We start from the raw sequence: 26,924 nt of genomic DNA on the forward strand, positions 1-26,924 counted from the left end.
GACCGAGGGCCCGTACGGAACTTCCGTACGGGCCCTCGGCGATTCCCGCTCCCCGCAAGGGGGTTGACCGGCCCGCGTGCGGGGCATCGCTGCGCACATGACAAATACAGCAGCGAGTGGCGAGAAACCGCCCCCACAATCCGGGACCGCGGCCGACGCGTCCTCCGACGAGGCGCGCCTCGCCGAACTCGGCTACCCGCAGGTCCTCGCCCGCCGCATGTCCGCGTTCTCGAACTACGCGGTGTCCTTCACGATCATCTCGGTCCTCTCCGGCTGCCTGACCCTCTACCTCTTCGGCATGAACACGGGCGGCCCCGCGCTCATCACGTGGGGCTGGGTCGCGGTCGGCGCGATGACGCTGCTCGTGGGGCTCGCGATGGCGGAGATCTGTTCGGCGTACCCGACCTCGGCGGGGCTGTACTTCTGGGCGCACCGGCTCGCCCCCGAGCGCTCGGCCGCCGCCTGGGCGTGGTTCACCGGCTGGTTCAACGTGCTCGGGCAGGTGGCCGTGACGGCGGGCATCGACTTCGGCGCGGCGAACTTCCTCGCCGCGTACCTGAACCTGGAGTTCGGCTTCGGGGTCACCCCCGGTCGCACGATCCTCCTCTTCGCGGCGATCCTCGTCCTGCACGGCCTCCTCAACACCTTCGGCGTCCGCATCGTCGGCCTGCTCAACAACGTCAGCGTGTGGTGGCACGTCGCGGGCGTCGCCGTCATCGTCGGGGCGCTCGCGCTCGTCCCCGATCACCATCAGTCGACTTCGTACGTCTTCACGCACTTCGAGAACCACACGGGCTTCGGGAGCGGCGCGTACGTCGTCCTGATCGGGCTGCTCATGGCGCAGTACACCTTCACCGGCTACGACGCCTCCGCGCACATGACCGAGGAGACGCACGACGCGGCGACGGCGGGCCCGAAGGGCATCGTGCGGTCGATCTGGACCTCGTGGATCGCCGGTTTCGTGCTGCTGCTCGGCTTCACGTACGCGATCCAGTCGTACGAGAGCGCCAGGAACTCGCCCACCGGCGCGCCGCCCGCGCAGATCCTCCTGGACGCGGTCGGCGCGACGGGCGGCAAGCTCCTGCTCCTCGTCGTGATCGGCGCGCAACTCTTCTGCGGCATGGCCTCGGTGACCGCCAACAGCCGCATGATCTACGCCTTCTCGCGCGACAACGCCCTCCCGTTCTCGCGCCTGTGGCGCACGGTGAGCCCCCGTACCCGCACCCCCGTCGCGGCGGTCTGGCTCGCGGCGCTCGGCGCGCTCGTCCTCGGACTCCCGTACCTGATCAACGAGACGGCGTACGCGGCCGTGACCTCGATCGCCGTGATCGGCCTCTACATCGCCTACGTCGTCCCGACCCTCCTGCGCCTGCGCCGCGGCGACGACTTCGCGCGCGGCCCCTGGCACCTGGGCCGCTGGTCCCGCCCGATCGGCGTCGCGGCGGTGACGTGGGTCGTGGTGATCACGATCCTGTTCATGCTCCCGCAGGTGTCCCCGGTGACGGTAGAGACCTTCAACTACGCCCCGGTCGCCGTCCTGGTGGTCCTGGGCTTCGCGGCGACGTGGTGGTTCGCCTCGGCACGGAAGTGGTTCCTGCGGACGAGGGGACCGACGGCGGAGGACTGAGACGTACGTACGGAAGCGGGGCGCCCCCACGCCCCGCCACCACCCCAGGACCGCCTACCGAATCGGCCTCGCGCGGTCGGGGGGCTATGCTCGGGGGAGCACCACTGGGACCGTTAGCTCAATTGGCAGAGCAGTGGACTTTTAATCCATTGGTTGTGGGTTCGAGTCCCACACGGTCTACGCGCATACGCCCCAGGTCAGGGACTCCCGGCCTGGGGCGTTCGGCGTTTCGGAGGGGGTGTGGGAGGGCGGCCCGTGCCGGGGTGCCTCGGGGCGCGGACGGGGGCCGTGCCGGGGCGTCTCGGGGCGGGCGGGCCGCGGGATGGGCTGGGGGGTGGGTGGGTTTTGGCCAATGGTGTGGGGTGGGTTGCCGGGGTGGGGTGGGGTTCGTACGGTTCCGGACTGAGGTGGTCGGGAGCGCTCCCAGTGAGCCCCGGCCTCGCCTCGCACGACGGGCCCCCACGGCCCTCCCCCCACGTTGTCCGAGGGAAGGAACCCTCCATGCACATCACTCTTCGTCCCCGTCCGGCCGGGAAGGGGCGGGCCTTGGCCGCCGCGCTCGTGCTCGCCGCCGGGTCGCTCACCGCCGTCGCGGCCGCGGGCGGGTCCGCCGTCGCCGACGCGCAGACCTGCGAGCAGTTCGGCAGTGTGCCCACTCCCGGCGGGTACATCGTGCAGAACAACGCCTGGGGCACGACCGCCCCCCAGTGCGTCGACCAGTCGGGCAACGGCTTCACGCTGAGCCGCGCCGACGGCTCCGTCCCGACGAACGGCGCCCCGAAGTCGTACCCGTCGATCTACGCGGGCTGCCACTACACCAACTGCTCGCCCGGCACCGTACTGCCCAAGCAGGTGAACGCGATCGGCAGCGCGCCGAGCCGGATCGCGTACCGCTACACGGACGGCGCGGTCTACGACGCCGCGTACGACATCTGGCTCGACCCGGAGCCGAGGACGGACGGTGTGAACCGCACCGAGATCATGATCTGGCTCAACAAGGTCGGGCCGGTCCAGCCCATCGGTTCCAAGACCGGCAACACGACGATCGCCGGGCAGAACTGGGACGTGTGGAAGGGTAACAACGGCTCCAACGACGTCGTTTCGTACGTCGCGCCCGGCGCGCTCGGGAGTCTCGACTTCGATGTGAAGGACTTCGTGAACGGCGCCATCGCGGAGGGGCTGGCCACACCGGACTGGTATCTCACCAGCGTCCAGGCCGGGTTCGAGCCGTGGGAGAACGGCGCGGGCCTCGCGGTGACGGACTTCTCGTTCAGCGTGGGGTGAGAGGCGGCCCGCCGGGGGTGCACGGCTGAGGTGACGGCTACGGCCGGTCCGGGGTGGCCGGTTGCCCGGATCGGGCGTCGCCCTGTCAGGAACCGGGCGGGCCTCGCGTCACACGGCGCGGACGAAGGTCCTCGCGCCGTTGTGATAGTCGATGGTCAGGCCGGCGGTGGTGGGCCAGGAGGTGACCGTGGCGATCTCGGGATGTGCCGCCGCGGTGAGGGTGGCGGCGAGCCATGCGGCGGCGGGGGCCGTGTCGGGCGGGGGAGGGCCCTCGGTGAGGGCGCCGGTGGTCGCCGGGGCGGGGGTGTCGTGTTTCTCGGCGGGGGAGAGCTGGCCGATCAGGTGCCAGCGGTCCTCGCCATTGGCGCGCGGGATCACCACGCCGAAGGGGTACTTCTTCTCGCCCGTCTCCTCGAAGGTCCGGGCGGTGGGCAGCAGTTCCTTCAGGAATATCTGGAGTTGTTCCGGTCGCATGCGCAAGTCCCCTGTCTCGGTGGCCCCTCGGGGTCAACGAGGCAGGAGGTCGCGCGTTGCGGTCAGGGACGGGCGGCCCAGATCTGGCGGGTCGTGCGGACGGTCAAGTCCCGTCGTGGGATGAGGATTTCGGGGGCGATGAGGGCGTCCAGGGCCTTCAGGTCCTCGGGGGGCAGGCCCTCGGCGACCGTCGTGCGCAGGCGGGTCAGGCCGGCCAGGGCGTAGCGGGCGATCGCCGGGTTCCCGGGGTCCTCGATCCGTACGTCCAGGGTGCGTTCGCCCGCGATCGTGAAGCCCGCCGCCGTCAGTTTCGGTCCCCACTCGGCGCCCCGGTGCGGGACGTGCTCGGCGTGGAAGCGGTCGCTCGCGGTGTGCGCGCGCTCTTCGAGGGCCGCTTCCTCCCCGGCGGGCAGGAAGCGGGGGAAGCCGGAGAGTTCGAGCAGGGCGAACAGGCCGGTGGGGGAGAGGAGTTCGCGGACGTGGCGAAGGGCCTGGTCCGGGTCGGCCATGTGGTGCATGGAGGCGGAGGCCCAGACCAGGTCGGGGGTGCCGAGCTCGGGCCAGGTGGCCGCGTCCAGGTCGGCCTGGACCGTGCGTACGCGCCCCTCCAGGCCCGCCGCGCACGCCTTCTCGCGCAGCCGCTGGAGGTGCGGCGCGGAGGTGTCGACGGCCGTGACGTGCGCCTCGGGGAAACGGTCGAGGAGCGCGAAGGTCCCCGCGCCCGTGCCGGAGCCGAGGTCCACGATGTGGCGCGGAGCGGCGGTCAGCGGCAGCCAGTCCGTGAGCGAGGCGATGTGCGAGGCGAGGACCTCGGCGTCGAGGTCGAGGACCTCGGCCTGGAGGGCGGAGAGGTCGGGGGAGGTGTGGTGGTGGGGTTCGTGGGTGCGGTGGTCGGGCTCGTGGGTGTGGTGTGCGTGGGACATGCCCTCCACGGTACGGAAGATATGCGTGCGAGGCCCGGGCTCTGGCCTCTCGCGCAAGAGCGTGGCCCGTTCCGGTGCCGAAGGCGCAAGGCGGGAGGGGCGGCGGGGTGGGGCGCGCGTGCGCGGGGTCGCGTGTGAGCGGTACGGGCCGGGGCGCGCGGGGTCGCGCGTCAGCGCTCCGTACGGGCGGTGCCCCCGGTCCCGTCCCCCCGCTGGTGTCCCCGCCGCGCGTCCCTGTCGAAGATGCCGAGGATCTCGCAGGGACCCGACTCCGTGCCGATCGCGTGCGGGAGCATCGTGGGGAACTCGGCCGACTGGTTGGTCTCGACGCGGAAGCGCCGGTGGCCGAGAAGCAGCGTCGCCGTGCCCGAGAGGACGACGAGCCACTCGCGGCCCGGGTGCGCGCGCAGCTTCGACGGCTTCTCCGGCGGCGGCTCCGTGATGCGCTGCCGTACGACCGTCAGTCCCGGGTCGGCCTTCACCGGCCAGCGCAGCTGGCCGCGCGCGCCGTCGATCACCGGGTTGGTCACGACGTCGTCGGACGCCGTCTCGACAAGCTGGTCGAGGCTCGTGTCGAGAGCGCGGGCGAGGGTCACGAGGCTGTCGAGCGCCAGGCGTCGTTGACCGTTCTCGATCCGGCTCAGCGTGGACTGGCTGAGGTTCGCGCGGCGGGCCAGCTCTTCGAGCGACCAGCCCTGGGCCACCCGCAGGGCACGGACGCGTCTGCGTACGAGGCTGTCCAGGTCGTCATCGCTTTGCGTCATGGGCGAGAGGGTATGCGTCGCGGGCATCAGTGGCCGTCGCGCGCCCCTCGCGCCCCGCACACCCGACGCGCCCTTCACACTCGTCGCGCGCCCCGCACACCCGACGCGCCCCGCACACCCGACGCGCGCCCGTCGCGCCCGTTCCGCGCGTCACGCCAGCGAGAGGAAGAGCTTCTCCAGCCGGCCGCGCAGCGCGTCCCTGTCCTCCGGGGTGCGCTTGCCCTCCTCGACCTCCGTCATGCACTGCTGGAGCCCCGTCGCGATGATGGCGAAACCTGCGCGGTCGAGCGCGCGGGAGGCGGCGGCGAGCTGGGTGACGACCTCCTCGCAGTCACGTCCCTCCTCGATCATGCGGATGACGCCCGCCAGCTGCCCCTGCGCCCGCCGCAGCCGGTTGAGCACCGACTTCAGCTCCTCGGCGGCCAGTTCGAGTTCCACCATCACGACTTCCTCTCCGTACCGGGGGACGAACTCCCGGCGATACCCCCGGGGGTAAGACTACTGCGCGGACCGCGCCCGCCCGCGGCCCTGAGACTCGTGGCGTCGCCCTCAGGCTCGTAGCGCCACCGCGTCGACCAGCATGAATGCCGCGACCACGAGGAGTACGTACGCGAAGACCCGCCGCAGGAGGGGGCCCGAGAGGCGTGCGGCGAGCCGCTTGCCGTCCCGGGCGCCGAGGATCGCGGCGCCGGTGAAGGGGGCGACGACGGCCCAGTCGAGCGCGTCCGCCGTGCCGGTGCGCGCGGTGAGGGCCGTGAGCGAGTTGACGGTGATGACGAGCAGGCTCGTGCCGATCGCGCGGCGCATCGGCAGGCGCAGTACGCCCGTCAGGGCGGGTACGGCGAGGAAGCCGCCGCCCACGCCGAGCAGCCCCGTCACCGCGCCGAGGCCCGCGCCCGCGCCCGCCGCAGCGCCCGGATGCGTGCGCGTGCGCCTCGGCGTACCGGGGGCGGGGCGCAGCATCCGTACCGCCGCGAGTGCGGCGATGGCCGAGAAAGCGCAGGTCAGGGCCGGTTGTGGGAGGTGGTCCGCGAGCGTGCCCGCCGCGAAGGCGGGGGCGATGCCCGCGAGCGCGAAGAGCGCGCCCGTGCGCCACGCGACCGCCCCCTCGCGCGCGTGCCCGTAGAGCGCGGTCGCCGTCGTCGCCGTCACGATGAGGAGGCTCGCCGTCGTCGCCGCCGAGGGCGAGAAGCCGAGCAGGTAGATCAGCGCCGGTACGGCGAGGACGCTGCCGCCGCCACCGAGGCCGCCGAGCGCGAGCCCCACCACAGCGCCCGCGACGAGCGCGAGGACCGTCGTGATCACGAGACGCGGATCACGGGGAGCCGGCCGCCGCCCACGCGGTCATCCCGCCGTCGACGTCCACCGCGTCGATCCCGCGCGCGGCGAGCAGCCGCACGGCCTGTCGCGAACGGTGCCCGCCGCGGCAGATCACGACGAGCTCCTTGTCCCTCGCGGCGGGCGGGAGCGGGGCCCCGGCGGCGAGGGCGCCGAGCGGGGCGAGCACGGCGCCGGGGGCGTGTGCGGCGCGGTACTCGGGCTGCTCGCGAACATCGAGGAGGACGGTTCCGCCTTCGGTGCGAGGGGAGGTGGTGAGGGCGTGGGCCTCCGCCGGGGTGAGCCGGGGGGCGCGGGGAGTGCGGCGGAAGAGGGGCATGGTGGGGCCTTGGGGGGTGCGGGGTGCGGGGGTTGTTGGCTGAGGGGAGGTGCGAGGGGGGCGTACGAGGGTGGCGCGCCGATAGCGAGTCGGCCCGGGAGGGTCGCTCAGCCCTGTACGACCTCCAGGCCCGCCGCCGGGGCCGACGTGAAGGCGTCGTCGACCGCGACCACTTCGCGGCCCGCCGCGTCCAGGAAGGAGGCGGCGATCGCGGCACGCGTCCCGCCCGCGCAGTGCACCCACACCTCGCCCTCGGGCAATTCGGCCAGCCGGAGGGGGAGTTCGTGGACCGGGATGTGGACGGAACCCGTGATCCAGCCGTTCGCGCGCTCGGCGTCGCGGCGTACGTCGAGCACGGTGGCGCCCGGTTGCGCGGACAGCTCCGCGAAGGTGGCGCGCCGGAAGGAGCGGGGAGTCTCGCCCTCGGGGAGCCAGTCGGCGGGCCCGCCCGTCGCCGCCGCTGCCGGGCGGTCGATGCCGACCCGTACCAACTCGCGCTGCGCCGAAGCCAGTTGCTCGGGAGTCTCGGCGAGGAGCGTGACGGGCTTGCCCCAGGGGATCAACCAGGCCAGATAGGTGGCGAGTTGACCCTCGGCCTCGAAGTTCAGCGAGCCGGCGACGTGCCCGGCGGCGAAGGCGAGGCGGTGGCGCAGGTCCACGATCCACTCCCCGGCCGCGAGCCGCGCCGCGATGTCGTGCGGCGTCGCGGGAGCGGGCGGGGTGAGGTCGAGGGGGGCGGGGCCCGCCGCGTTCGCCGGGCCCATGTGCGCGTAGTAGGCGGGCACGTCGTCGAGCCCCGCGATCAGTTCGGCGACGAAGGTGTCCGCGTCGGTCGTGAGCGCGGGGTTCGCCTTCTTCTCGGCGCCGATCGTGCTCGTATCCGCACCATCCGTGCTGCCGGACGAACAGAAACTTCCGAAACCGTGCGTCGGGAGGACCGTCGTCTCGTCGGGGAGCGTGGCGGCGAGGCGGTGCGCCGAGGCGTGCTGGGCGCGGGCGAGATCCTCGGTCAGGCGCGGCTCGACGAGGTCGGGACGGCCGACCGCGCCGATCAGCAGCGAACCGCCGGTGAACGCGGCGACGGGACGCTCGCCCTCGCGCAGCACGTACGAGGTGTGGTGCGGGGTGTGCCCCGGGGTCGCCACGGCGGTCAGGCGCAGGGCCTCGGGCCCCGCCTCGTCCACCGTCACCGTGTCGCCGTCCGCGACGGGGGTACGCGCGAAGGCGACGCGGGCGGCCGCCGGGACGAGATAGCGCGCGCCGGTCGTACGCGCCAGCTCCAGGCCCCCGGAGACGTAGTCGTTGTGCACGTGCGTCTCGACGACGTACGCGATCCGCACCCCGCGCCGCGCGGCGGCCTCGATGACCTGCGCGAAGTCGCGCGGCGGGTCGATCGCGACGGCGGTGCGGGAGCCGCCGGCGAGGTAGCCGCGGTTCCCGAGGCCGGGGAGGTCGAGGGTGTCGACGAAGAACACGGGTGCTCCTTTCGGGGGCATGAATTACCCCGGGGGGTATTCATTTCACCGTAACACCTGTACCCCGGGGGGTATCCGGGTGCGGGTGCGGGTGCGGGTGCGGGTGCGGGTGCGGGTGCGGGTGCGGGTGCGGGTGCGGGGGGCCTGGCGCGGGCGCGCGTCCGTACCGCCGCGATGTGCCGCCGGGGGAGGGCGGGGGCGGGGTGGTGTGGTGGCGGTGCGCGGGTGGTGGTGTGCGGGGGTGGTGGCGGCGCTTGGCCCTGGCGCGGGTTACGGGCGCGTACGCAGTCCGTTCAGGAGCACGTCCAGGAGGTGGCGCGCCCGCGTCGGCCACTCCGACTCCTCCAGCCGCGCGAGATACGCGATGAGGACGATCACGTCGCGCGCGTCCACGTCCGCGCGGATGCTCCCGTCCGCCCGTCCCGCCGCGAGCAGGCGCTCGATCGCCTCGGTCAGGGTGCCGTGACTGCGTGCCGCGAGCGCGTTCCACGCGCGGGGCTCCAGCGCCGCGAGCACCCCCCGCTTGACCCGCGCGTACGCGGTGAGCCGGTCGAACCACCGGCCCAGCGCCTCCACCGGCGGGTACGCGGCGAGCAAGGCGTCCGCCTCGTCGACCAGTTCGGCGACATCCTGCCGGTGCACCTCGGCGAGCAACTCCTCGCGCGTCGCGAAGTGCCGGTACAGCGTGCCCTGGCCGACCCCCGCCGCCTTGGCCACCGCGTTGAGCCGCAACTCCTCCCCAGGCGCCGCCCCCGCCAGCGCGTCCCGCGCCGCCGCCACGATCCGGGCGCGGTTGCGCACCGCGTCGGAGCGGCGGCGGTCGGCGGGGAGGTGGCCGGCGGGGAGGTGGCCGGCGGCCGCCGTCTCGGGGTGCGCGGGCGGCTCGGGCTGGGGTCCGGGGTGGCCGGGGTCGGTCGGCATGGTGCTCCTGTCGGTGGCGCGCGGTGGCGCGCGGTGGGCACGGTGGCGCCTGGTGGCGCACTCACCCTCGTACGCGCGGACGAGCCCGCTCGTGGACAAGCGGACACGTGTCCAGTACGGTCCGAAGGTAAGCGGACACGTGTCCGCATCTGCTTCCGTTTCCCACCGTACGAGAGTGAGTACTCCCATGTCAGGCATCGCGGGGAAAGTCGTCGCCCTCACCGGCGCGAGCAGCGGCATCGGCGAGGCCACGGCCCGGCTCCTCGCGGCACGCGGCGCCGCCGTCGTCCTCGGTGCCCGCCGCACCGACCGCCTCGACGCACTCGCCGCCGAGATCCGAGCCGAGGGGGGCCGGGCGCTCGCGCTGCCGTCCGACGTCACCGTGCCGGCCGACCAGGAAGCGATGGTGGCGCGCGCGGTCGAGGAGTACGGGCGACTCGACGTGCTCGTCGCCAACGCCGGAGTCGCCACCGTCGGCCCCGTGGCCGGACTCGACCTCGCCGCCTGGACCGCGATGGTCGACGTCAACCTGCGTGGCGTCCTGCACGGCGTCGCCGCCGCCCTCCCCGTCTTCCGCGCCCAGGGCGAAGGCCACGTCGTCGCGACCGTCTCCACCGCCGGCCTCAAGATCGTCCCGGGCCAGGCGGTCTACGCCGCCACCAAGAACGCCGTCCGCACCTTCATGGAGGCCCTCCGCCAAGAATCCACGGACGGCACCCTGCGCACCACCACGATCTCCCCCGGCTACGTCCGCACCGAACTCAGCGACCCCCCGGGGGTCGCCGAGAACCCGCACGCGGCGATGCTCCCCTTCGCGCTCGCCCCCGAAGCGGTAGCGCGCGCCATCGCCTTCGCCATCGAACAGCCCCAGGACGTCGAGATCGGCGCCATCACGCTCCGCCCGACCGTCCAGGGCTGAAACGACCGACGGCTCGGCGGCTTCGGGGGGCGCCGCAGGGTCGCTGGGTGGCGCAGGGGCGCTGGGCCGCTTGGGGCTGTCCTGGCTGGCTGGGGCGTGGGGGCGCTCGGGCTGGGGGCTGCTCGGGCTATGGGGTCGCTTGGGTTGGTGGGTCGGTCGGGTTGTGGGGTGGGCCGGTCGGCCGGTCTGGCCGTGGGGTCGCTTGCGCTCGGGTCTTCGGGTCGCTTGCGCTCGGGTCTTCGGGCCGTTCGGGCAGTTCGGAGCCGCTCTGGCCGGTGGGGGCGCTCTGGCCGGTGGGGGCGCTCGGGCCGTGGGGGTGGCCCGGACTGTTGGTTCGCTCGCTGCTTGGGCCGCTCTGGCCGGTTGAATCGCTCTAGCCTTTGGGCCGGTCGGGCTGTTCGCCGCTTGTGGCCGCTTCGGCCGGGTGGGGGCGCTCGGGCCGGTGGGCCGGTCTGGCCGGTGGAGTCGCTTGCGATGCTCGCGCCTTCGCGCCTTCGCGCCTTCAGGCAGTTCGGGGCCGATCTGGCCGGTGGGGCCGCTTGGGCGGTGGGGGTGGCCCGGACTGTTGGTTCGCTCGCCGCTTGAGGCCGCTCTGGCCCTTGGATCGGTCGGGCCGTTCGCCCTAGTGGCCGCTTCGGCCGCGTGGGGGCGCTCGGGCCGGTGGGCCGGTCTGGCCGGTGGGGTCGCTTGCGATGCTCGGGTCGCTGGGCCGCTGGGCCGCTGGGTCGCTGGGTCGCTGGGTCGCTGGGTCGCTGGGCCGGTGGGCCGGTGGGCCGGTGGGCCGGTGGGGTCGCGTGCGAGGCTCGGGCCTTCGGGCCTTCGGGGCCGGTCTGGCCGACGGGATCGCTCGGGCCGTTGGGGCGCTCGGGCCCGCTCGGCCCCTGGCGTGGGAAACCGCAGGTGCCAGGAGAAAATCGGGCCCATCTTGCACTTGCGAGCCGATGCGCCCTAGTTTTCCGCACATGCAGTCCTACACAATTGGCCGCGCGGCGCGGCTGCTCGGGGTCAGCCCCGACACCGCACGGCGCTGGGCCGACGCCGGGCGGGTCGCCACCCACCGGGACGACTCCGGGCGCCGGCTCATCGCGGGGCGCGACCTCGCCGCGCTGTGCGTCGAGGTCGGCCAGGGCGGAGGAGGTGGGGAGGACGAGGAACCGTACACCTCCGTGCGCAACGCCTTCCCCGGCATCGTCACCGCCGTTCGCCTCGGGGACGTCGCCGCCCAGGTCGAGATCCAGGCCGGACCGCACCGGCTCGTCTCCCTGCTGACCCGCGAGGCCGTCGAGGAACTCGGCCTGGAGGTCGGCATGGAAGCCACCGCGCGCGTCAAATCCACGAACGTGCACGTGGACCGCTACTGACCCCGGTCACCGCCCGCCTTCCGTCCCCGCCTCGCCCTCCTCCTTCCTCCGCCCCCACCGTCAGGAGCCCTCCGCCATGTCCTCGCTGCCCACCGCCCGCACCCTGCGGCGCGCCACGACCGGTGTCGTCGCCTCCGCCCTCCTCGTCGGTGCTCTCACCGCTTGCGGCGACGACCACGAGACCGCCGAAAAGCGTGACCCCGGCTCCACCAGCTCCTCCAGCGCCAAGGACGTGAAGGAGTCCGAGAAGGCCGACCTCACCGTCCTCGCCGCCTCCTCGCTCACCGACGTCTTCGGCGAGGCGAAGAAGACGTACGAGAAGGAACACCCCGGTATCACCCTGAAGTTCTCCTTCGCCGGTTCCCAGGAACTCGCCGCTCAGGTCCGCCAGGGCGCCCCCGCCGACGCCATCGTCACCGCCGACACCAAGACGATGGACGGCCTCAAGGGCGAGACGGACACCCCTGCGGTCATCGCCAAGAACCGCCTTGTCATCGCGGTCGGCGACGGAAACCCGGAGAAGGTCCAGAACCTGAAGGACCTCACCGACCCCAAGCTCAAGGTCGTTCTCGCCGCGAAGGAGGTCCCGGTGGGCAACTACTCCCGCCAAGTCCTCGACAAGCAGCACCTCGAGGTCAAGGCCGTCTCCGAGGAGCCGAACGTCCGCGCCGTCCTGAGCAAGGTCCAGCTCGGCGAGGCGGACGCCGGCATCGTCTACAAGACCGACGCCGCGACCGTCCCCGACAAGGTCGACGCCATCGACATCCCCGACACGCAGAACGCCGTCGCCTCCTACCCCGCCGCAGCCCTCAAGGGCTCCAAGCACGCCGAGGCCACCGCCGACTTCCTCACCTGGCTCTCCGGCAACGAGGCCCAGAGCATCCTCCAGCACGCGGGCTTCCAGCAGCCGTGACCGACCCCGCACCCGCAAGCCCCAGCAGGCCGGACCCACCGGAGCGCTCCGGGCCGGACGCGCCGGACGTCCCGGATACCCCGGACGTCCCGGATACCCCGGATACCCCGGACGTCCCGGCCGCGCCGGATGCCCCGGCCGCGTCGGAAGCGCCGCCCGGCGCCGGTGGGGCGTCCGACGTGTCAGGCACGGACAGGGCGTCAGGCACGGACAGGGCGTCAGGCACGGAGGGCACGTCACACACGGGCGCGACGTCAGACGCGAGCGAGCCGGGACGGGCAGCGGCAGCCCCTGCGGTGCCGGAGGGGCCTGAGGCACAGGAGGGACCTGTGGTGCCGGAGGTGCCCAGCACCCTCCGTGCCCCTGTCGGCTCCGCCCGAACTCAGCCTCCCCCCTTCACCCGCGCGCCGCGCGAGGACCGTCCCGCCCCCCGCCGTCCCGCCGCGCACCCGGGCCGTCCCACCCCGCGTGACGACCGCCGCCCCCCGCACCCCGACCGTCCCACCCCGCGCGACGACCGCCACCCCCCGCACCCCCGCCGTCGCGCGCGGGGCGCCCGCCGCCGGGCCCCGCTCGTCCTCCTCGTCCCCGCTCTCCTCGGCGTAGCCCTCCTTCTGATCCCGCTCCTCGGGGTGCTGGCCCGCACCTCGTGGAGTCAGCTCGGCACCCACCTCACCAGCCCCGAGACGCTCACCGCCCTCCGTCTCTCGCTCCTCGTCTCGCTCGGTGCCCTCGGGCTCTCCCTTCTCTTCGGTGTGCCCCTCGCCTGGCTGCTCGCCCGCACCGACTTCCCCGGCAAGGCGCTCGTCCGCTCCCTCGTACTGCTGCCGATGGTGCTGCCCCCGACCGTCGGCGGCGTCGCGCTCCTGCTCGGCTTCGGGCGGCGGGGGCTGCTCGGGCCGTGGCTGGAGGACACCTTCGGGATCGTCCTGCCCTTCCACACCTCCGGCGCCGTGCTCGCCGCCGCCTTCGTCTCCATGCCCTTCCTCGTCATCAGCCTGGAAGGCACCCTCGCCGGACTCCGCCCCGGCTACGAGGAGACCGCCGCCTCGCTCGGCGCCTCCCCGTTGCGCGTCTTCCGTACCGTCACCCTCCCCCTCGTAGCCCCCGGCCTCGCCGCCGGAGCCGCCCTCACCTGGGCCCGCGCCCTCGGTGAGTTCGGCGCCACCATCACCTTCGCCGGCAATCTCCCCGGCACCACCCAGACCCTTCCGCTCCAGGTCTACCTCCTCCTCCAGGACTCCCCGGAAGCCGCCACCTCCGTCTCCTTGCTGCTCCTCGCCATCGCGATGGCCGTTCTCATCGGCCTGCGCGGACGCTGGACCGGCGCCGCCCCCAGCACCCGCACCGCCCGCTTCCGTTCCACCGCCGTCACAGAGGAAGACGTCCCGGACCCCGCCTTGGATGCCCGAAAAGCCGAACAAAGCGGCGACTTCACCCGTTGGGGTGAAGAATCGGCGGAAAGGGGTGGCGGCGATCTCATGGGGCAAGGTGCCGGCAAGCGATCTCTCGCCGCACCGCGCCCGCGTCCCCGGCTCGGCGAAGGACGCACCGCACCCGACGAGGACCTCACACCCGGTGAGGCCCGCGACACGACCGAGGAGGCCCATGACCCCCTTCCCACGTACGCGCTGCACGCGACCCTGAGCGGCTACACGAACCTCGACCTCGACGCGGACCCCGGGACCACCGTCGCCGTCGTGGGCCGCAACGGGGCGGGCAAGACGACCCTCCTGCGGGCCCTCCTCGGCCTCACCCCGCGCGCCCATGCCGAACTCCGCCTCGGCACGGACGACATCACCGCCCTGCCCCCGCACCGGCGCGGCGTCGCGTGGGTCCCACAGGACGGCGCGCTCTTTCCGCACCTCAGCGCGCTCGCCAACACCGCCTACGGCCTCCGCGCCCACGGCGTCCCGCGCGCCGAGGCCCGCCGTACCGCCCGCGTGCACCTCGACCGGCTCGGAGTCGGGCACCTCGCCCATCGTCGACCCGCCCAGCTCTCCGGCGGCCAGGCGCAACGCGTGGCCCTCGCGCGTGCCCTCGCCGTCCGCCCCCGCCTGCTCCTCCTCGACGAACCCCTCGCCGCGCTCGACCAGACCACCCGCGCCCAGGTACGGCACGCCCTGCGCCGCCACCTCGACGGCTTCGGGGGCGTCTGCCTGCTCGTCACGCACGACCCCGTCGAAGCGGTCTCGCTCGCCGACCGCGTTCTCGTGCTCGACGCGGGTCGTACGGTGCAGGACGCGCCGCCCGCCGAGGTCGCGCGCCGCCCCCGCTCCGCATGGGTCGCGCGCATGCTCGGCCGCAACGCCTGGCCGGGCACCCTGACCCCTGACGGGCTCGCCCCCGAGGCCGGGGGACACCTCGTCGTCGCACCTCCCGCCGACGCGCCCGCCCTGCCCGTCGGCACCCCCGCGCTCGCCGTCATCGCTCCCGAGTCCGTCGCACTCCACCCGAGCCGTCCGACCGGCAGCCCCCGCAACACCTACGCCTGCACCGTCACCGAGATCACCGCTCTCGGCAGCCGCCTCCGCGTCCTCCTCACCGGCCCCGACTGCCCCGACCTCGTCGCCGAGATCACCCCCGAGGCCGCCGCCGACCTCGCCCTGCGCGAAGGGACGCCCGTCTGGGCCAGTGTGAAGGCCACGGACATCACCCTCGTGGCCCTGTGAACGACGGTGGCGCGAAGCACCCCGGGAAGGGTGTACAGTTGTGTTTACCGACGCGGGGTGGAGCAGCTCGGTAGCTCGCTGGGCTCATAACCCAGAGGTCGCAGGTTCAAATCCTGTCCCCGCTACTCAGTACGAAGGCCCCGGCGCCCCTATGCGCCGGGGCCTTCGTCATGCCGGAGCGAGGCCCCGCCCGGCCGCCCTCGACTCGCGGCACCCCTCGCGCGGCGCGACCCTGGAAGAAGTACGTACGCACAAGGGGCGCGGGCGCGCGCACGGCCGGCGGGAGGCGAGCCTTGGGGCAGCGAGGAACGGGGCCGGGCGGGAGCGACAACTCTCCACGCCCCGAACACCCCACCCCCGGCCCGCCCCCCTCCGCGCCCCCCGCTCCGAAGAACCCGGATCGGGAGAGGCCCGACGGGGCTCACCCTGAACAGCCGGGCCGCCCGGGCACGGACTCCGAGCAGGTCGGCGCCGGCGAGACCGACCCCGAACCGGCGCACCAGGCCAATCACGGCTCCGGGGACTCCGGCGACCCGGCGCCCCCCAAGGCCCCCGGCACCGCCGAGTCCCCCACCTCCAGCCCCTCACCCACCTCCGGCCCCTCCTCCGCCTCCGGCCCCGCCGCCTCGCCCGCCGCCCCCACCTGGGACACCCCGCCTCGCCAGGACTACAAACCCGTTCCGCCTCCGCCGCGGCCCCACCCTCATCCGCACCCCCAGCTCACTGCCGCGTGGGCGCGGCGGGAGGTGGGGGTGCGGGTGCTGGTGCGGGTGGTGCCGTTGCTGCTGGTGGTCTGCGGGTTCGTCTTCGGGCTGTTCGCGCCCGCGACGTTCACCGGGGCGCCGTTCTTCGCCGCCGCGCCGCTCGTTGCCGCGCCCTTCGCCTCGTGGCGGATCACCGCGGGGGTCGGGGGGCTCGCGGCGGTGGGGGAGATCCTGCTCCAGGTCATTCGGGGACGGCTGCCCACCGGGCCCTTCCTCATCGAGCTGTCCACCGTGCTCACCGTCGCCGCGCTCGCCGTGCTCATCAACGCCCTCATCCGCCGCGGCGACCGCCGCCTCGCCTCCCTGCAGAACGTCGCCGCCGTCGCGCAGCGCGCCGTGCTGCCCGTGCCCGCCGAGCGGATCGGCGGGCTCGATGTCGCCGCTCAGTACGAGGCCGCCGAGGCCGATGCCTTCATCGGCGGCGACCTGTACGCGGTGCAGGACACCCCGTACGGCGTCCGGATGGTGCTCGGCGACGTGCGGGGCAAGGGTCTCGGCGCGGTCGAGGCGGTCTCCGTCGTCATCGGGGCCTTTCGCGAGGCCGCCGAGCAGGAGCCGACCGTGGAGGGTGTCGCGCAGCGCCTCGAACGCGCCCTCGCCCGCGAGGGGCTGCGCCGCCGCGCGCTCGACGCCTTCGAGGGCTTCACGACCGCCGTGCTCGCCGAGGTCCCGCGCGGCGCCGCCGAACTGCGGCTCGTCAACCGAGGCCACACCGAACCGCTGCTTCTCGAACGCGACGGCCGGCTCCACGTCCTGACCCCCGGCGAGCACGCGCTGCCGCTCGGCATGGGCGAACTCGGCGCCTGGCCCGACCGCGCCGAGATCATCGACTTCCCGCCCGGCGCGACCCTCCTCCTCTACACGGACGGCCTCTCCGAGGCCCGTGACGCGCGCGGGCGCTTCTACGACCCCGTCGCCCGCCTCAGCGGTCGCGTCTTCCCGCACCCGCGCGCCCTGCTGACGACGCTGACCGAGGAGGTCGTGCGGTACACGGGCGGCGCCACGACGGACGACATGGCCCTGCTCGCCGTACGCCGCCCCGAAGAAGCCGCGACCCCGGCGGCGGGCACGACCGGCGCGACGGCTGACGCGGCCGGAGCGGCGGACGAGGCCACCACGGTCGGCACGCCCGACGCGGTCGGCGCGGCAGACGCCACGGAGCCCGTCACCCCGCGTGAATCATTTGATAACAACTGACGCGCCATCAGTTTCACAGCCTGGACGAGAGGCCGGTCAACTCGTCCGGATCGCTCGCCACATGTCCGTTTAGCCGCTGGTGGTGGCCGTAAAGGATCATCGGGAACGGCTTGGAATCACCCCTGCGGGTCTATTAACGTTCGATAACGCAGCGCGGTCGTCCCAGTCGGCGAGAGCGTCGGCTCCGCGCGCGTGCGCCGAATCCCGCGAGGGAACCGGGGAACCACTCTTCCGGGGTGAATCGGGTGCCCGTACAGGTACCCGTAGGAGACCTTCCTGCTCCGAACCCGTCAGCTAACCCGGTAGGCGAGAAGGAAGGAAAGGAGAGTCGCCTTCGTGGCGTCCAACCCGCCTGCTCCCGGCCCCAGCGCCTTCCCCACCGGCACCCTGACCCCCGGCGGTTCGCTGCCAGCCCAGCCGCCGGCCCACATCCCCGGCGCTCCCTACGGGGCCGCCGCCCCCACCCAGTCGTACGGGTCCGCCCCCACCCAGTCGTACGGGTCCGCCCCCACCCAGTCGTACGGGTCCGTCCCCCCGCAGTCGTACGGGTCCGCCCCGGGTCTGCCCTACGGGAGCGATGCCGCGTACGCGCCGCCCGCGGGCCACCCCGCCCCGGCGGACGTCTACCCGGGCTCGGCCGGCTTCGGCGCGTACGGCGAGGGCACCAGCGAGCCCGGCGGCGAGTGGAATCCGAGCGAGGACTCGCTCGGCTCCGTGCGCGGCAGGCACCGGGTCGCCAAGCAGCGCGGCGGGCTCGCGCGCAGCTCGACCGTGCTCGGGGTCGGGGTGCTCGCCGCGGTCGGCGCGGGCGGTATCGCCTCGGCGCAGGAGAAGCCGCCGGTCAAGCTCTCGCTGCCGGAGAAGGTCACGGAGGTGACCGGGCAGCTCAAGCAGGTGCTGCCGGACGCCGAATCGCTCCCCGGTATCGGCTCGCTCGTCGCCGACGCCAAGGGCGACACGCCCGAGCAGCTCGCCGCCAACCCCGCCGCCGCGCCGCTCACCAACGCCGGGCTCACCGACACCGACCGCGAGCAGGGCACCACCGACGCGGGCGAGGCACTGCGCGCCCGTATCCTCGCGCAGGCCGAGAACCAGGCCGACAGCGCGGACCGCACCGCCCGCGACCAGGCCGAGGCGCTCGCGGCGCGGGCCGCCGCCGACCACGCCGCACAGGCGCAGAAGAAGGCCGCGGACGAGCAGGAGAAGAAGGAAGCGGCGGCGAAGGCCAAGGCGGAGGCCGAGGCGAAGGCGAAGGCCGAGGCGGAGCGCCTCGCGAAACTCGCCCGCAGTTACACCCTCCCCGTCGCCTCCTACACCCTCACCTCGCACTTCGGCGACGGCGGTTCGATGTGGTCCTCCGGGCACCACACGGGGCTGGACTTCGCCGCGCCGACCGGTACGCCGCTCAAGGCGATCCACTCGGCCACCGTTCAGGAGGCGGGCTGGTCGGGCGCGTACGGCTACCGCACCGTGCTCCTCCTCGACGACGGTACGGAGCTGTGGTACTGCCACCAGTCCTCGATCTCGGTGAGCGTGGGGCAGAAGGTGACGACCGGCGAGGTCATCGGCCGGGTCGGCGCGACCGGCAACGTGACAGGCCCTCACCTCCACCTGGAAGTCCACCCGGCGGGCGGCGCGGCGGTCGACCCCCTGCCATGGCTCCAGGACCACGGCCAGCAGCCCTGACCCGCCCGCACGGCGGAAGTGACGGCGCGGGAGAAAAGTCAGCGATCCCCCGCCGAAGTCAGCGATCCCCCGCCGGGAATTTTCCGACCGCCTCAGGAGTTGAACGCCCTCATGACTTCTCTCCGCTCACTCGGTGCCTCCGACATCGAGGTCTTCCCCCTCACCCTCGGTGGCAACGTCTTCGGCTGGTCGGCCGACCGCGACACCTCCTTCGCCGTCCTCGACGGCTACACACGGGCGGGTGGCAACTTCGTCGACACCGCCGACGCCTACAGCCAATGGGTGCCGGGCAACGAGGGCGGGGTGTCCGAGCGCATCATCGGCGAGTGGATGAAGGCGCGCGGCAACCGGTCCGACGTCGTCGTCGCGACCAAGGGCGGTGCCCTGTCCACGCGCAAGGGCCTGCGCGCCGCCACGGTCAAGGCCGCTGTCGAGGACTCCCTGCGCCGCCTCCAGAGCGACTACATCGACCTCTACTACACGCACTACGACGACGAGTCGGTCGAGGTCGGGGAGTTCCTGACGACGCTCGACGAACTGGTCAAGGCGGGCAAGATCCGGGCCATCGCCGCCTCGAACATCTCCCCGGAGCGGCTTCAGGAGGCGCTGGACTTCTCCGACCGCGAGGGCGTCGCGAAGTACGTCGCGCTCCAGCCGCAGTACAACCTCGTCTCGCGCGACACCTACGAGGGCCGGCTTCAGGACATCGCCGGACGCGGCGGGCTCGCGGCCGTCCCGTACTACGGCCTCGCGGCCGGTTTCCTGACCGGCAAGTACCGCCTCGGCACCACCGTCGACAGCGTGCGCGCCGAGGGCGCGGGCAAGCACCTCGAAACGGAAAGCGGCCGCAAGGTGCTCGCCGCGCTCGACGAGGTCGCCGAGGCGCACGGCGCCGAACTCGCCACCGTCGCGCTCGCCTGGCTCGCCGCACGGCCGACCGTCGTCGCGCCGATCGCCAGCGCCCGCAACCCCGAGCAGCTCAAGGCGCTCGTCGCTCTCGCCGACCTGACCCTGACCCAGGACGAGGTGGACAAGCTCACGGCGGCCTCCGCCTGAGCGGCCCGCGCTTGAGCGGTCACCGTTCAAGCGGACGCTAGTCCCGCGGTGGCGCCCACGGGTCGCGGTGCGCGCCCTCCCCGCTCGGCTGCCCCGTCCCCGTCGGAATCCCGGCGGGGACGGGTGCGTACGGGGGCTTCGCCGGTGCGGATGCGGCGGGGCTCGCGCCGTACGGGGCATGCGCCCGGCCGTACGGCGGCGGTGGCCCGTACCTGTGGCCGGGCGCCTGCCCGTACCCGCGCGGTGGACCGGACGGCCACCACGCCGGAGGGGCGTACCAGCCTCCGGGGGCCGCCGCGGTGGCCGGTTGGGCGGGGAGGAGGTGCGGGGCGCGGGGCCGGACGAGGCGCCAGGAGTGGGCGAAGGCGGGGCGGGCGAGCGCGCGCTCGCGCCACAGGTGGTCGAGGAGCGCGCGCTCGCGGCGGGCGAAGTCGGGGGTGCGGCGGCCGTGTTCGGCGTCGGAGCGCAGCAGCGCGAGGCGCGTCGCGGCGGCCGCGTACAGGCGCAGGCGGCGGGCGTCGGCACGTACGCCGTGGTACGAGGCGAACTCGGCGGCGACGCGGCGGGAGCGCAGCGAGCCGAGCGCGAGGGGCTCGTACGGGGAGAGCCAGCCGGCGAGCGCGTACCGGGGCAGCGTCTCGCGCACCGTGCGCAGTTCGCGCTGCCGGTGCCACAGCACGAGCCACGCGGTCAGCCCGAGCGCGGGGATCATGATCGTCACGTAGACGAGCGGGAAGCCGAGCGGGCCGAGGACCGTCGAGCCGTTCCACGCCGCGTGCATGCCCATGGCGAGGAGCAGGCCCGCGACGGGGAGCAGGACGCGGCCCACGCGGCGCCTGCTCAGCAGCGCGAGGCCCACGCCGAGGCCCGTCATGCAGGTGAAGAGCGGATGCGCGAAGGGTGAGAAGACGGCGCGCACGAAGAAGGTGGCGACGGTGATGGCGGCCCCTGTGCCCTCGTCGCGATCCGAACCGAACGCCTTGGCGAGGTAGAGGATGTTCTCGGTGAAGGCGAAGCCCGTCGCCGTGAGGCCCGTGAGGACCACCGCGTCGACGGGCCCGCGTATCAGGCGACCGTGGAAGACCAGGACGAGCAGGAGTGCCGTGGCCTTCGCGCTCTCCTCGACGACGGGCGCGACGGCGAGCGCGGCGACGGTGTTCGGGTCGACCGGGTGGGCCCAGACGTCGGCGAGCCACACGGCCGCGAAGCTGTTCGCGACGAGCGCGATGAGCGCGCCCGCGCAGGCTCCCCAGGCGAGTACGAAGGCCTGCGCGCGCCAGGGCAGGGGGTGCGCGCGGCCCAGCCAGCGGAACGCGAGCACCACGGCGGGCGCGGGCAGCACCGCGAGGCCGAGGCCCACGAGGAACGCCTCGGTCCCGGTCTCCTCCCGCACGAGCCCCGCCATCACGAGACCGCACAGCGCGAGCAGCACGGCCAGGCCGGTGAGACGCACGCCCCGGCGTCGCCACCAGCGCGGCCTTCGCGGCGTCAGGAGCCCCTGCGGTGCGGGCGGGGCAGGCGGAGAGTTCACGCCTCCGACCTTAACGACCCGCACTGACAGCCGGACCCGGAACGCGTGTTCGCCGCTTCTTCGAGGTCTCGCGGTGGGGACCGCTGGGGGACGCGCGGTGGTGGTCTCCCGGGGGCTCGTGATGCTGGTCCGGCGCGGTCTTCTCGTGGCCGTGGCCGGTCAGCCCTCCTCGGGCCGGGCCTCCACCCGCTCGGGCTCCGCGACCGCGTACCCGTTCCGCCGGAACAGCAGGTCGTGCACGACGTGCCCCTTCCGCAGGCCCTGGCCCTCGAACCGCGTCTCGGGCCGGAAGCCGGGGCGCTCGGCGAAGCCGCCCCCCGGGGCCGTGTTGTCGAACGCCGGGTGCGCGCTCAGCACCTCCAGCATGTGTTCCGCGTACGGCTCCCAGTCGGTCGCGCAGTGCAGCACCCCGCCCTCCGCCATGCGGCTCGCCGCCAGGTCGAGGAAGTGCGGCTGGATGATGCGGCGCTTGTGGTGCCGGGCCTTGGGCCAGGGGTCGGGGAAGTAGACCCGTACCCCCGCGAGCGCGGCGGCGGGGAGCATGTCGCGGAGCAGGACGACGGCGTCGCCGTTCGCGACCCGTACGTTCTCCAGGCCGCTCGCGGCGGCGAGACCGAGCAGTTGACCCTGCCCCGGCGTGTGCACGTCGACGGCGAGGATGCCCGTCGAGGGATCGGCGGCGGCCATCCTCGCGGTCGTCTCGCCCATGCCGAAGCCGATCTCCAGGACCACGGGCAGCCCGTCGAAGAGGGCCTTGAGGTCGAGGACCTCGCGCCCGTCCACGTCCAGGCCCCAGCGCGACCAGTGCTTCCGCAGGTGTTCGGCCTGCGCGGTGGTCACGCGGCTGCGGCGCGGCGTGAAGCTCTTGATACGGCGCTCGCCCAGCGCGCGCGAGGGATCGGCGGCGGGGCCCACGCCCTCGACGAACATCCGCCCCTGCGCCCGGGTACGGGGCGGCAAGGCCTCGGGGCCGGGGCGCGTGGCGGGCTCGGTGGTCGGCGTGGCGGACTCGCCGGACTCGGCGGCCGTGGGGCTCGCGGTCGGCGCGGGGGTGCGGGGGTGCTCGGACACAATGCCGTCGATTCTACGGAACCGGGGCGGAGGGTGGAGGCGGGCAGTGGCGGAGGCGGTGTGATTGTCCACAGGCTGTGGATAACGGTGCGGCTTCGGACCCTCGCGCACGCCTCGCGCACGCCTCGCGCCGCGATCGCGACATGGCGACGGGGCGGGCGGCGGCAGCGGGGGCGGGGCAGCGGTGGTGGCCGGGGGCGGAGCCCGGGGCGGTACGGGCTGAGCCGCCCGTACGCCGGGAGTCACCTCCGTACCGCCGCCCGAACCCATACCGCCTTGCCGGCCCGTACGTCGTCCCGGCCCGTACCGCCCTTCCCGGACCCGTACCGCCCCCTACGCCGGTGCCACGAGCAGCGGCTTCGCGCGCTCGCGCAGTTCCGCGACGCGCGGCTCGTCCCCGTACGGCTCCAGCTTCCGCAGCAGGTCCTTGACGTACTCCTTCGTCCGCGCCGAGGAGATCCGCCCGGCGACCTCGACCGCCCGCGAACCCTGCTCGCACGCCGCGTCGAGGTTCCCGGACTCCAGCTCGGCGACCGCCGAGACCACGAGCCGCAGGCCGTGCGAGCGCACGTACTCCTCCGTCGGCCGCGACAGCGCCTGCTCCGTGAAACGCCGCACCTGGCGCGGGTGCTTGAGGTCGCGGTAGCACTCGGCGGCGTCGGCGGCGAAACGGTCCTCGCCGTAGAAGCCGAGCCACGCCGGGTCCTCGTCCCCCGGCCGCGCCCGCTCCAGCCAGCTCTCCGCCGCCCGCAGCGCCGCCGAGGCCGCCGGGGCGTCCTTGGCCCGCGCGTGCGCACGCGCCTCGACGAGCCGGAAGAAGCTCATGGTCCGCGCGGTCGCGAGGCCCCGGTTCCGCTCGGCCGCGGCCTGGGCGAGATCGACGCCCTCGTCCCCGAAGCCCCGGTACGTGGCCTGGAGCGACATCGTCGCGAGCACGTACCCGCCCAGCGGCACGTCCGCCGCCGCGCGCGCGAGGCGCAGCGCCTGGATGTAGTAGCGCTGCGCGGCCTCCTGCTGCCCGGTGTCGAAGGCCATCCAGCCGGCGAGCCGGGTCAGCTCGGCGGTCGCGCCGAAGAGCGCGCGCCCCACGTCGTCGGAGTACGCGCCGAGCAGGAGTGGTGCCGCCTCGACCCGCAGGCACTCCGGCACCATCGACGAACGCCAGTCGCCGCCCCCGTACTTGGAGTCCCAGCGCCGCGCGTCCTCGGCGGCCTCGCGCAGCTTGCGCACATCGCTGTGGCCGACGCGGAACGTCGTGCCACCCCCTTCTCCCGGCCCCGCGGCGGCGGGCTCGCGCGCCACCGAACCGTCCGCCGGGGATATGAGCCAGCGCGAGGCCGGCGTGGCGTAGGCGCTCACCGAGAAGGACCCGGCGAGCGACTGCCAGATGCCTCCCCCGGCGCGGCGCCCGGCGAGGTCGAGCCGGTACAGCTCGGTCGCCGATTTCACGGCCCGGCCGACATCGCGCGGGAAGGTGAGGCCCACCTCCGGCGTCGGGTCGGCATCGGCGAGGCCGATCTCGTGCAGCGGGACCGGTCGGCCCAGCTTCTGCCCGATGGCCGCCGCGATGAGGTGCGGGGCGGCGCCCTGCGGCACCATCCCCTTCGACACCCAGCGCGCCACCGAGGTCTTGTCATAACGCAGGGTCAGCCCCCGCTGCTGACCGAGGTCGTTCACACGCCGCGCAAGCCCCGCGTTGCTGATGCCCGCGAGGGCGAGGACGGCACCGAGTTTCTCGTTCGGTCCGCGTTGCTCCCTGGACATGCGCCACCCCTCGACACAGACGCCCGCCGCTCCGGCATAACCGTGCGGCATTGGTAAACCCAGCGTAGTTCCCCGCATCCCAAGCGTTAAGAGCGGCGGTTCCGGATGGCGAGATTGTTGCCGCTCCCCGTGGCCGGGCGCGCCTCGCCACCGGGCCACGACGACGCCCCCGCCCCGCCCCCGGCCGAACGCTCCGGAGGGTCCCGCACGCGGCGCCGGGCAGCGCCTTTCCGACGCCCCCGACCCCCGCGCCCGGCCCCGCCGCCCGGCCCGCACCCTCCCGCGGGCCCCTCCTCCGCCGGTCACGGACTGTTGACGCCGTCCTCCTCCGCTCCCCCCGCCGCCGGACCGCCGCCCCCGCATCCGGAGGACGATCCCCCGCGCCCCCGCCGCCCCCCGCACGCCGCCTCGCCCGGGGTGGCGCGGGGTTGGCGGCCCAGCGGCCGAGTTGGTCACCAGCCGGAGGCGACGGGGGCCTGGGGCGAGGCAGGGAGGCGGCGGCGGGGGGTGCGGCGGCGGGGGGTGCGGTGGTGGGGGAGGGGGGAGGGTGAGGTGCGGGGGGAGGGTGAGGTGCGGGGGGAGGGTGACGTGCGGGGGGGGTGGGGTGGTTTTCGGGGGAGTGGGGAGTGGGGGGAGTGGATTGGGTGGGGCGGTGCTGGGGGGGTGCTGGGGAGCGGGGGTGCTTCGGTGTGGGGGCGAGTGGGCTGGGGGTTTGGTGTGGGGGCTTCGGTACGGGGCGAGCTGCCCTGGTGGGGCGGGGCTGCCTGCGCGGTGTGGGGCGGTGTGACTTCCGTGCGGCGGGGCCGGCCTCCGTAGGGGCGGGGCGCTCTCCGTACGGGGCGGGTCCTCCGTACGGGGCGGGGTTATCCGTACGGGGCGGGGTTATCCGTACGGGGTCGAGCCGCTCGCCGTGCCGGGATCGCGGGGCCGGGATCGCCGGGGCGGGATCGCCGTGCCGTACCGGGATGGCCGTGCCGTGCCGGGATGGCCGTGCCGTGCCGGGATGGCCGTGCCGTGCCGGGATCGCCGGGCCGGGGCGGGATCGCCACGTGCGGGGTGGGGGTGGAGGCCGGGGTCGGGTGCGGCCTGCGCCGGGGAAGGCTGGGCGCGGCCTGCGATCTGTGGCCAGTGGGGTCGGCGGGCGGTCGGCTGTAGCCAGTGGGGTCGGCGGGCGGTCGGCTGTGGCCAGTGGGGTCGGCGGGCGGTCGGCGGGCGCGCTCGGCTGTGGCCAGTCCTCTGTCCGCCCCTGCCCACGCCCCCTGCCCCCGCCCCTTCCCCGCACGCTCCGCGCATGGTGCCGTGCGCCCGGCCGTGCGCTCTCCACCCGGCCCGTACCAGCGGCTTTATTGGTAGGGCGTGGGTCGGCCCGCTGAGAGTGACGCAGTGGGCCGGGGGAGACCGCCGTCCTCGTCCCCGCGGACGGCGGACCGGTCCGGGGGGTGAACGGCGCCTCCCGGACCGCGCGCGTTCCAGGGCCGGCGCGAAGCCGCCGCCCGGGACTTCACGAAGCGCGGACCGGCACACGGGTGCGCACGCAGCCGGGACGGCCCGGCCCGCGCGGCCTCGTACGAGCGGGCCCGGCCCTTGAACGCCCGGCCCTTGAGCGCCCGGCCCCTGAACGAACGGGCTCACCCTTTGTACGAGCGCCCCGACCTTGGTACGAGCACGGCCCAGCCCCACGCCTGACGTGAGGCGGACCGCGCCCTCAAACAAGGGCGGCCCCTTGCCAGCCGGTCCGAGCTGGGGCAGTACCCCACGGCGCGCGAAGGCGGGGACGTAGGCGGTACGGGGCGACGCGGCCCCGGCCCCGTACGCCGTCGGCCCCGCCTCCTACCGCCTGCGCCCCGCTCCCCGCGACCGGCACATGCCGCTGGCCTGCCCGCCGCGACCGGTTCCCACCCCTCGGCGAAACGATCCGCCCACCCCGCCCGCACCCTCACCCGGCGTACCCCGCCTCGCTCCGTCGCGGTACCCCGCGCCCCCCAGTCGCCGTAACTCCCCCTCGCCCCCGGCCCCCGCCCCAGCGCGACCAACTCGCCAGTGCCGCACCAACTCCGCCCAACCCTGCCTTCCTCGCACCAACTTCACCCAGGAATCCGCCAAGCCCGCATTCCGGCCGAGTCCCTACGGGTCGAAGGCAGGCGTTCCGCTTGCTGTCCGCAACGGCCTGGTGGCCCGCACCGGAACCTCCGCACCCGGGCTGGTGACCGCTTGGTGACGGATGGGCGGCGGATGCGGAGCGCCAGGGCCGACGGGCGCCTCGGGGCGTGCGGTGGGCGCGTGCCAGGGCGTGTGGTGACGGCCGGTTCCGGTGGTCGCCCAGGTGCGGGGACCCCGCGGCCGGGCCGCGCCTGCCGGGAAGGCGGCGTGGCCCACACTGTACGCAGCGGCACGCGCGGGGAGTATGCCTCTCGCCCTGCGCCCGCCGGGGACCGCCCCCGGCCCCCGCCGGAGAGCGCCACGCCCGCCCCCGCGCCCGCTCTGCCGCGAACCGTAATTGGCCGGATTCCTTCGGTCCTCGACTCGCGCCCACCCCTCCCGATGGCCTGTCGGCCTGGGACGCGTGGGACGCACGCGCCCACCGTGGCGCGCGTTGTCCGCCAGGACGGCCCCCGCCCCGCCCCCCTCGTCCCCGGCCCGCCGCCCCATCGCCCGGCCCTCATCACTGTCGCAACGCCGCGCCGACCCGCTACCGCAACCACCGACGCGGCCCGTCACCGTGGAGAGTCGCCCCCGAGCCCTGGCCAGAACTCACCGACATCGCTCGCGGGTTCGCCCAAAGGTTCCCCCGGAGCGGGGTCGGCGTACGGCCAAGTGGCCTGTGCCGGGGGCGCATTCACCCGGCGCATGTGCCACTGCCCAGGT

General features: G+C 74.3%; 20 protein-coding genes, 2 tRNA genes and 1 riboswitch. Of the genes, 11 read left to right on the top strand and 11 right to left on the bottom strand.

The annotated features are described in order from the left end of the window. The first annotated feature begins 97 nt into the window (after window positions 1-97). From ACIP4O_RS27395 to ACIP4O_RS27405, 3 genes are all read left to right on the top strand, one after another. Window positions 98-1,627, top strand: a complete 1,530-nt coding sequence (locus ACIP4O_RS27395) for an amino acid permease (RefSeq protein ID WP_401578451.1) — start codon at window positions 98-100, stop codon at window positions 1,625-1,627. A 107-nt stretch (window positions 1,628-1,734) separates the two neighbouring features. Further along, window positions 1,735-1,807, top strand: a tRNA-Lys gene (locus ACIP4O_RS27400). Between the two features lie 321 nt (window positions 1,808-2,128). Continuing rightward, window positions 2,129-2,911, top strand: coding sequence for a glycoside hydrolase (locus ACIP4O_RS27405; protein WP_401578453.1), 783 nt, complete (start codon window positions 2,129-2,131; stop codon window positions 2,909-2,911). 108 nt (window positions 2,912-3,019) lie between these two features. On the opposite strand, the gene ACIP4O_RS27410 is transcribed toward ACIP4O_RS27405, so the two are convergent. The 8 genes from ACIP4O_RS27410 to ACIP4O_RS27445 form a co-directional block, all read right to left on the bottom strand. Further along, complete coding sequence (locus ACIP4O_RS27410) at window positions 3,020-3,385, bottom strand: hypothetical protein (protein WP_401578455.1); 366 nt, start codon at window positions 3,383-3,385, stop codon at window positions 3,020-3,022. Between the two features lie 62 nt (window positions 3,386-3,447). Then, window positions 3,448-4,308: a class I SAM-dependent methyltransferase gene (locus ACIP4O_RS27415; RefSeq protein WP_401578457.1), complete on the bottom strand. Its 861-nt coding sequence runs from the start codon at window positions 4,306-4,308 to the stop codon at window positions 3,448-3,450. A gap of 170 nt (window positions 4,309-4,478) precedes the next feature. Next, window positions 4,479-5,072, bottom strand: coding sequence for a helix-turn-helix domain-containing protein (locus ACIP4O_RS27420; RefSeq protein WP_401578459.1), 594 nt, complete (start codon window positions 5,070-5,072; stop codon window positions 4,479-4,481). Between the two features lie 150 nt (window positions 5,073-5,222). Beyond that, window positions 5,223-5,510, bottom strand: a complete 288-nt coding sequence (locus tag ACIP4O_RS27425; protein ID WP_361329698.1) for a metal-sensitive transcriptional regulator — start codon at window positions 5,508-5,510, stop codon at window positions 5,223-5,225. Between the two features lie 111 nt (window positions 5,511-5,621). After that, on the bottom strand, window positions 5,622-6,377 hold the full coding sequence (locus tag ACIP4O_RS27430) for a sulfite exporter TauE/SafE family protein (protein ID WP_401578461.1): 756 nt from the start codon (window positions 6,375-6,377) through the stop codon (window positions 5,622-5,624). Window positions 6,378-6,387: 10 nt separating this feature from the next. Further along, complete coding sequence (locus ACIP4O_RS27435) at window positions 6,388-6,729, bottom strand: rhodanese-like domain-containing protein (RefSeq protein ID WP_401578462.1); 342 nt, start codon at window positions 6,727-6,729, stop codon at window positions 6,388-6,390. A 107-nt stretch (window positions 6,730-6,836) separates the two neighbouring features. Further along, window positions 6,837-8,204: a rhodanese-like domain-containing protein gene (locus ACIP4O_RS27440; protein WP_401578464.1), complete on the bottom strand. Its 1,368-nt coding sequence runs from the start codon at window positions 8,202-8,204 to the stop codon at window positions 6,837-6,839. Window positions 8,205-8,474: 270 nt separating this feature from the next. Beyond that, entirely contained in the window at window positions 8,475-9,125 is a 651-nt protein-coding gene (locus tag ACIP4O_RS27445) for a TetR/AcrR family transcriptional regulator (protein WP_401578466.1), read from the bottom strand. 187 nt (window positions 9,126-9,312) lie between these two features. Between ACIP4O_RS27445 and ACIP4O_RS27450 the strand changes: the two genes are divergently transcribed. The 8 genes from ACIP4O_RS27450 to ACIP4O_RS27485 all read left to right on the top strand — a co-directional run bounded on the left by ACIP4O_RS27450 (window position 9,313) and on the right by ACIP4O_RS27485 (window position 19,693). Continuing rightward, window positions 9,313-10,044 (top strand): SDR family oxidoreductase, encoded by a 732-nt coding sequence (locus ACIP4O_RS27450; protein WP_401578468.1) that lies wholly within the window; start codon window positions 9,313-9,315, stop codon window positions 10,042-10,044. Window positions 10,045-11,006: 962 nt separating this feature from the next. Next, window positions 11,007-11,405, top strand: coding sequence for a molybdopterin-binding protein (locus ACIP4O_RS27455; protein WP_164282745.1), 399 nt, complete (start codon window positions 11,007-11,009; stop codon window positions 11,403-11,405). A 76-nt stretch (window positions 11,406-11,481) separates the two neighbouring features. Continuing rightward, on the top strand, window positions 11,482-12,318 hold the full coding sequence (gene modA / locus ACIP4O_RS27460) for a molybdate ABC transporter substrate-binding protein (RefSeq protein WP_401578470.1): 837 nt from the start codon (window positions 11,482-11,484) through the stop codon (window positions 12,316-12,318). A 296-nt stretch (window positions 12,319-12,614) separates the two neighbouring features. Beyond that, window positions 12,615-14,990 (top strand): ABC transporter permease, encoded by a 2,376-nt coding sequence (locus tag ACIP4O_RS27465; RefSeq protein ID WP_401578472.1) that lies wholly within the window; start codon window positions 12,615-12,617, stop codon window positions 14,988-14,990. A 51-nt stretch (window positions 14,991-15,041) separates the two neighbouring features. Next, window positions 15,042-15,115 (top strand) — tRNA-Met (locus tag ACIP4O_RS27470). Window positions 15,116-15,748: 633 nt separating this feature from the next. Next, window positions 15,749-16,951, top strand: coding sequence for a PP2C family protein-serine/threonine phosphatase (locus tag ACIP4O_RS27475; RefSeq protein ID WP_401578506.1), 1,203 nt, complete (start codon window positions 15,749-15,751; stop codon window positions 16,949-16,951). A gap of 185 nt (window positions 16,952-17,136) precedes the next feature. After that, window positions 17,137-17,275: riboswitch (cyclic di-AMP (ydaO/yuaA leader) on the top strand. A gap of 12 nt (window positions 17,276-17,287) precedes the next feature. After that, a complete protein-coding gene (locus tag ACIP4O_RS27480) occupies window positions 17,288-18,637 on the top strand; it encodes a M23 family metallopeptidase (RefSeq protein WP_401578474.1) in 1,350 nt (449 codons plus the stop codon). Window positions 18,638-18,748: 111 nt separating this feature from the next. Beyond that, a complete protein-coding gene (locus ACIP4O_RS27485; RefSeq protein ID WP_401578476.1) occupies window positions 18,749-19,693 on the top strand; it encodes an aldo/keto reductase in 945 nt (314 codons plus the stop codon). Window positions 19,694-19,730: 37 nt separating this feature from the next. On the opposite strand, the gene ACIP4O_RS27490 is transcribed toward ACIP4O_RS27485, so the two are convergent. From ACIP4O_RS27490 to ACIP4O_RS27500, 3 genes are all read right to left on the bottom strand, one after another. Beyond that, window positions 19,731-21,125, bottom strand: a complete 1,395-nt coding sequence (locus tag ACIP4O_RS27490) for a PrsW family intramembrane metalloprotease (RefSeq protein ID WP_401578508.1) — start codon at window positions 21,123-21,125, stop codon at window positions 19,731-19,733. Between the two features lie 258 nt (window positions 21,126-21,383). Further along, window positions 21,384-22,295, bottom strand: a complete 912-nt coding sequence (gene trmB, locus ACIP4O_RS27495) for a tRNA (guanosine(46)-N7)-methyltransferase TrmB (RefSeq protein WP_401578478.1) — start codon at window positions 22,293-22,295, stop codon at window positions 21,384-21,386. A gap of 333 nt (window positions 22,296-22,628) precedes the next feature. Further along, complete coding sequence (locus tag ACIP4O_RS27500; protein ID WP_401578480.1) at window positions 22,629-24,059, bottom strand: sporulation protein; 1,431 nt, start codon at window positions 24,057-24,059, stop codon at window positions 22,629-22,631. Between the last annotated feature and the right edge of the window lie 2,865 nt (window positions 24,060-26,924).

It is taken from the genome of Streptomyces sp. NPDC088923 (assembly GCF_044749745.1).
GTDB lineage: Bacteria > Actinomycetota > Actinomycetes > Streptomycetales > Streptomycetaceae > Streptomyces.

Coding starts and splice junctions, on each gene's coding strand:
- ACIP4O_RS27445 (WP_401578466.1), bottom strand. CDS start 9,125: ATGCCGACCGACCCCGGCCACCCCGGACCCCAGCCCGAGCCGCCCGCG.
- ACIP4O_RS27500 (WP_401578480.1), bottom strand. CDS start 24,059: ATGTCCAGGGAGCAACGCGGACCGAACGAGAAACTCGGTGCCGTCCTC.
- ACIP4O_RS27485 (WP_401578476.1), top strand. CDS start 18,749: ATGACTTCTCTCCGCTCACTCGGTGCCTCCGACATCGAGGTCTTCCCC.
- ACIP4O_RS27450 (WP_401578468.1), top strand. CDS start 9,313: ATGTCAGGCATCGCGGGGAAAGTCGTCGCCCTCACCGGCGCGAGCAGC.
- modA (WP_401578470.1), top strand. CDS start 11,482: ATGTCCTCGCTGCCCACCGCCCGCACCCTGCGGCGCGCCACGACCGGT.
- ACIP4O_RS27410 (WP_401578455.1), bottom strand. CDS start 3,385: ATGCGACCGGAACAACTCCAGATATTCCTGAAGGAACTGCTGCCCACC.
- ACIP4O_RS27455 (WP_164282745.1), top strand. CDS start 11,007: ATGCAGTCCTACACAATTGGCCGCGCGGCGCGGCTGCTCGGGGTCAGC.
- ACIP4O_RS27420 (WP_401578459.1), bottom strand. CDS start 5,072: ATGACGCAAAGCGATGACGACCTGGACAGCCTCGTACGCAGACGCGTC.
- ACIP4O_RS27435 (WP_401578462.1), bottom strand. CDS start 6,729: ATGCCCCTCTTCCGCCGCACTCCCCGCGCCCCCCGGCTCACCCCGGCG.
- ACIP4O_RS27415 (WP_401578457.1), bottom strand. CDS start 4,308: ATGTCCCACGCACACCACACCCACGAGCCCGACCACCGCACCCACGAA.
- ACIP4O_RS27395 (WP_401578451.1), top strand. CDS start 98: ATGACAAATACAGCAGCGAGTGGCGAGAAACCGCCCCCACAATCCGGG.
- ACIP4O_RS27405 (WP_401578453.1), top strand. CDS start 2,129: ATGCACATCACTCTTCGTCCCCGTCCGGCCGGGAAGGGGCGGGCCTTG.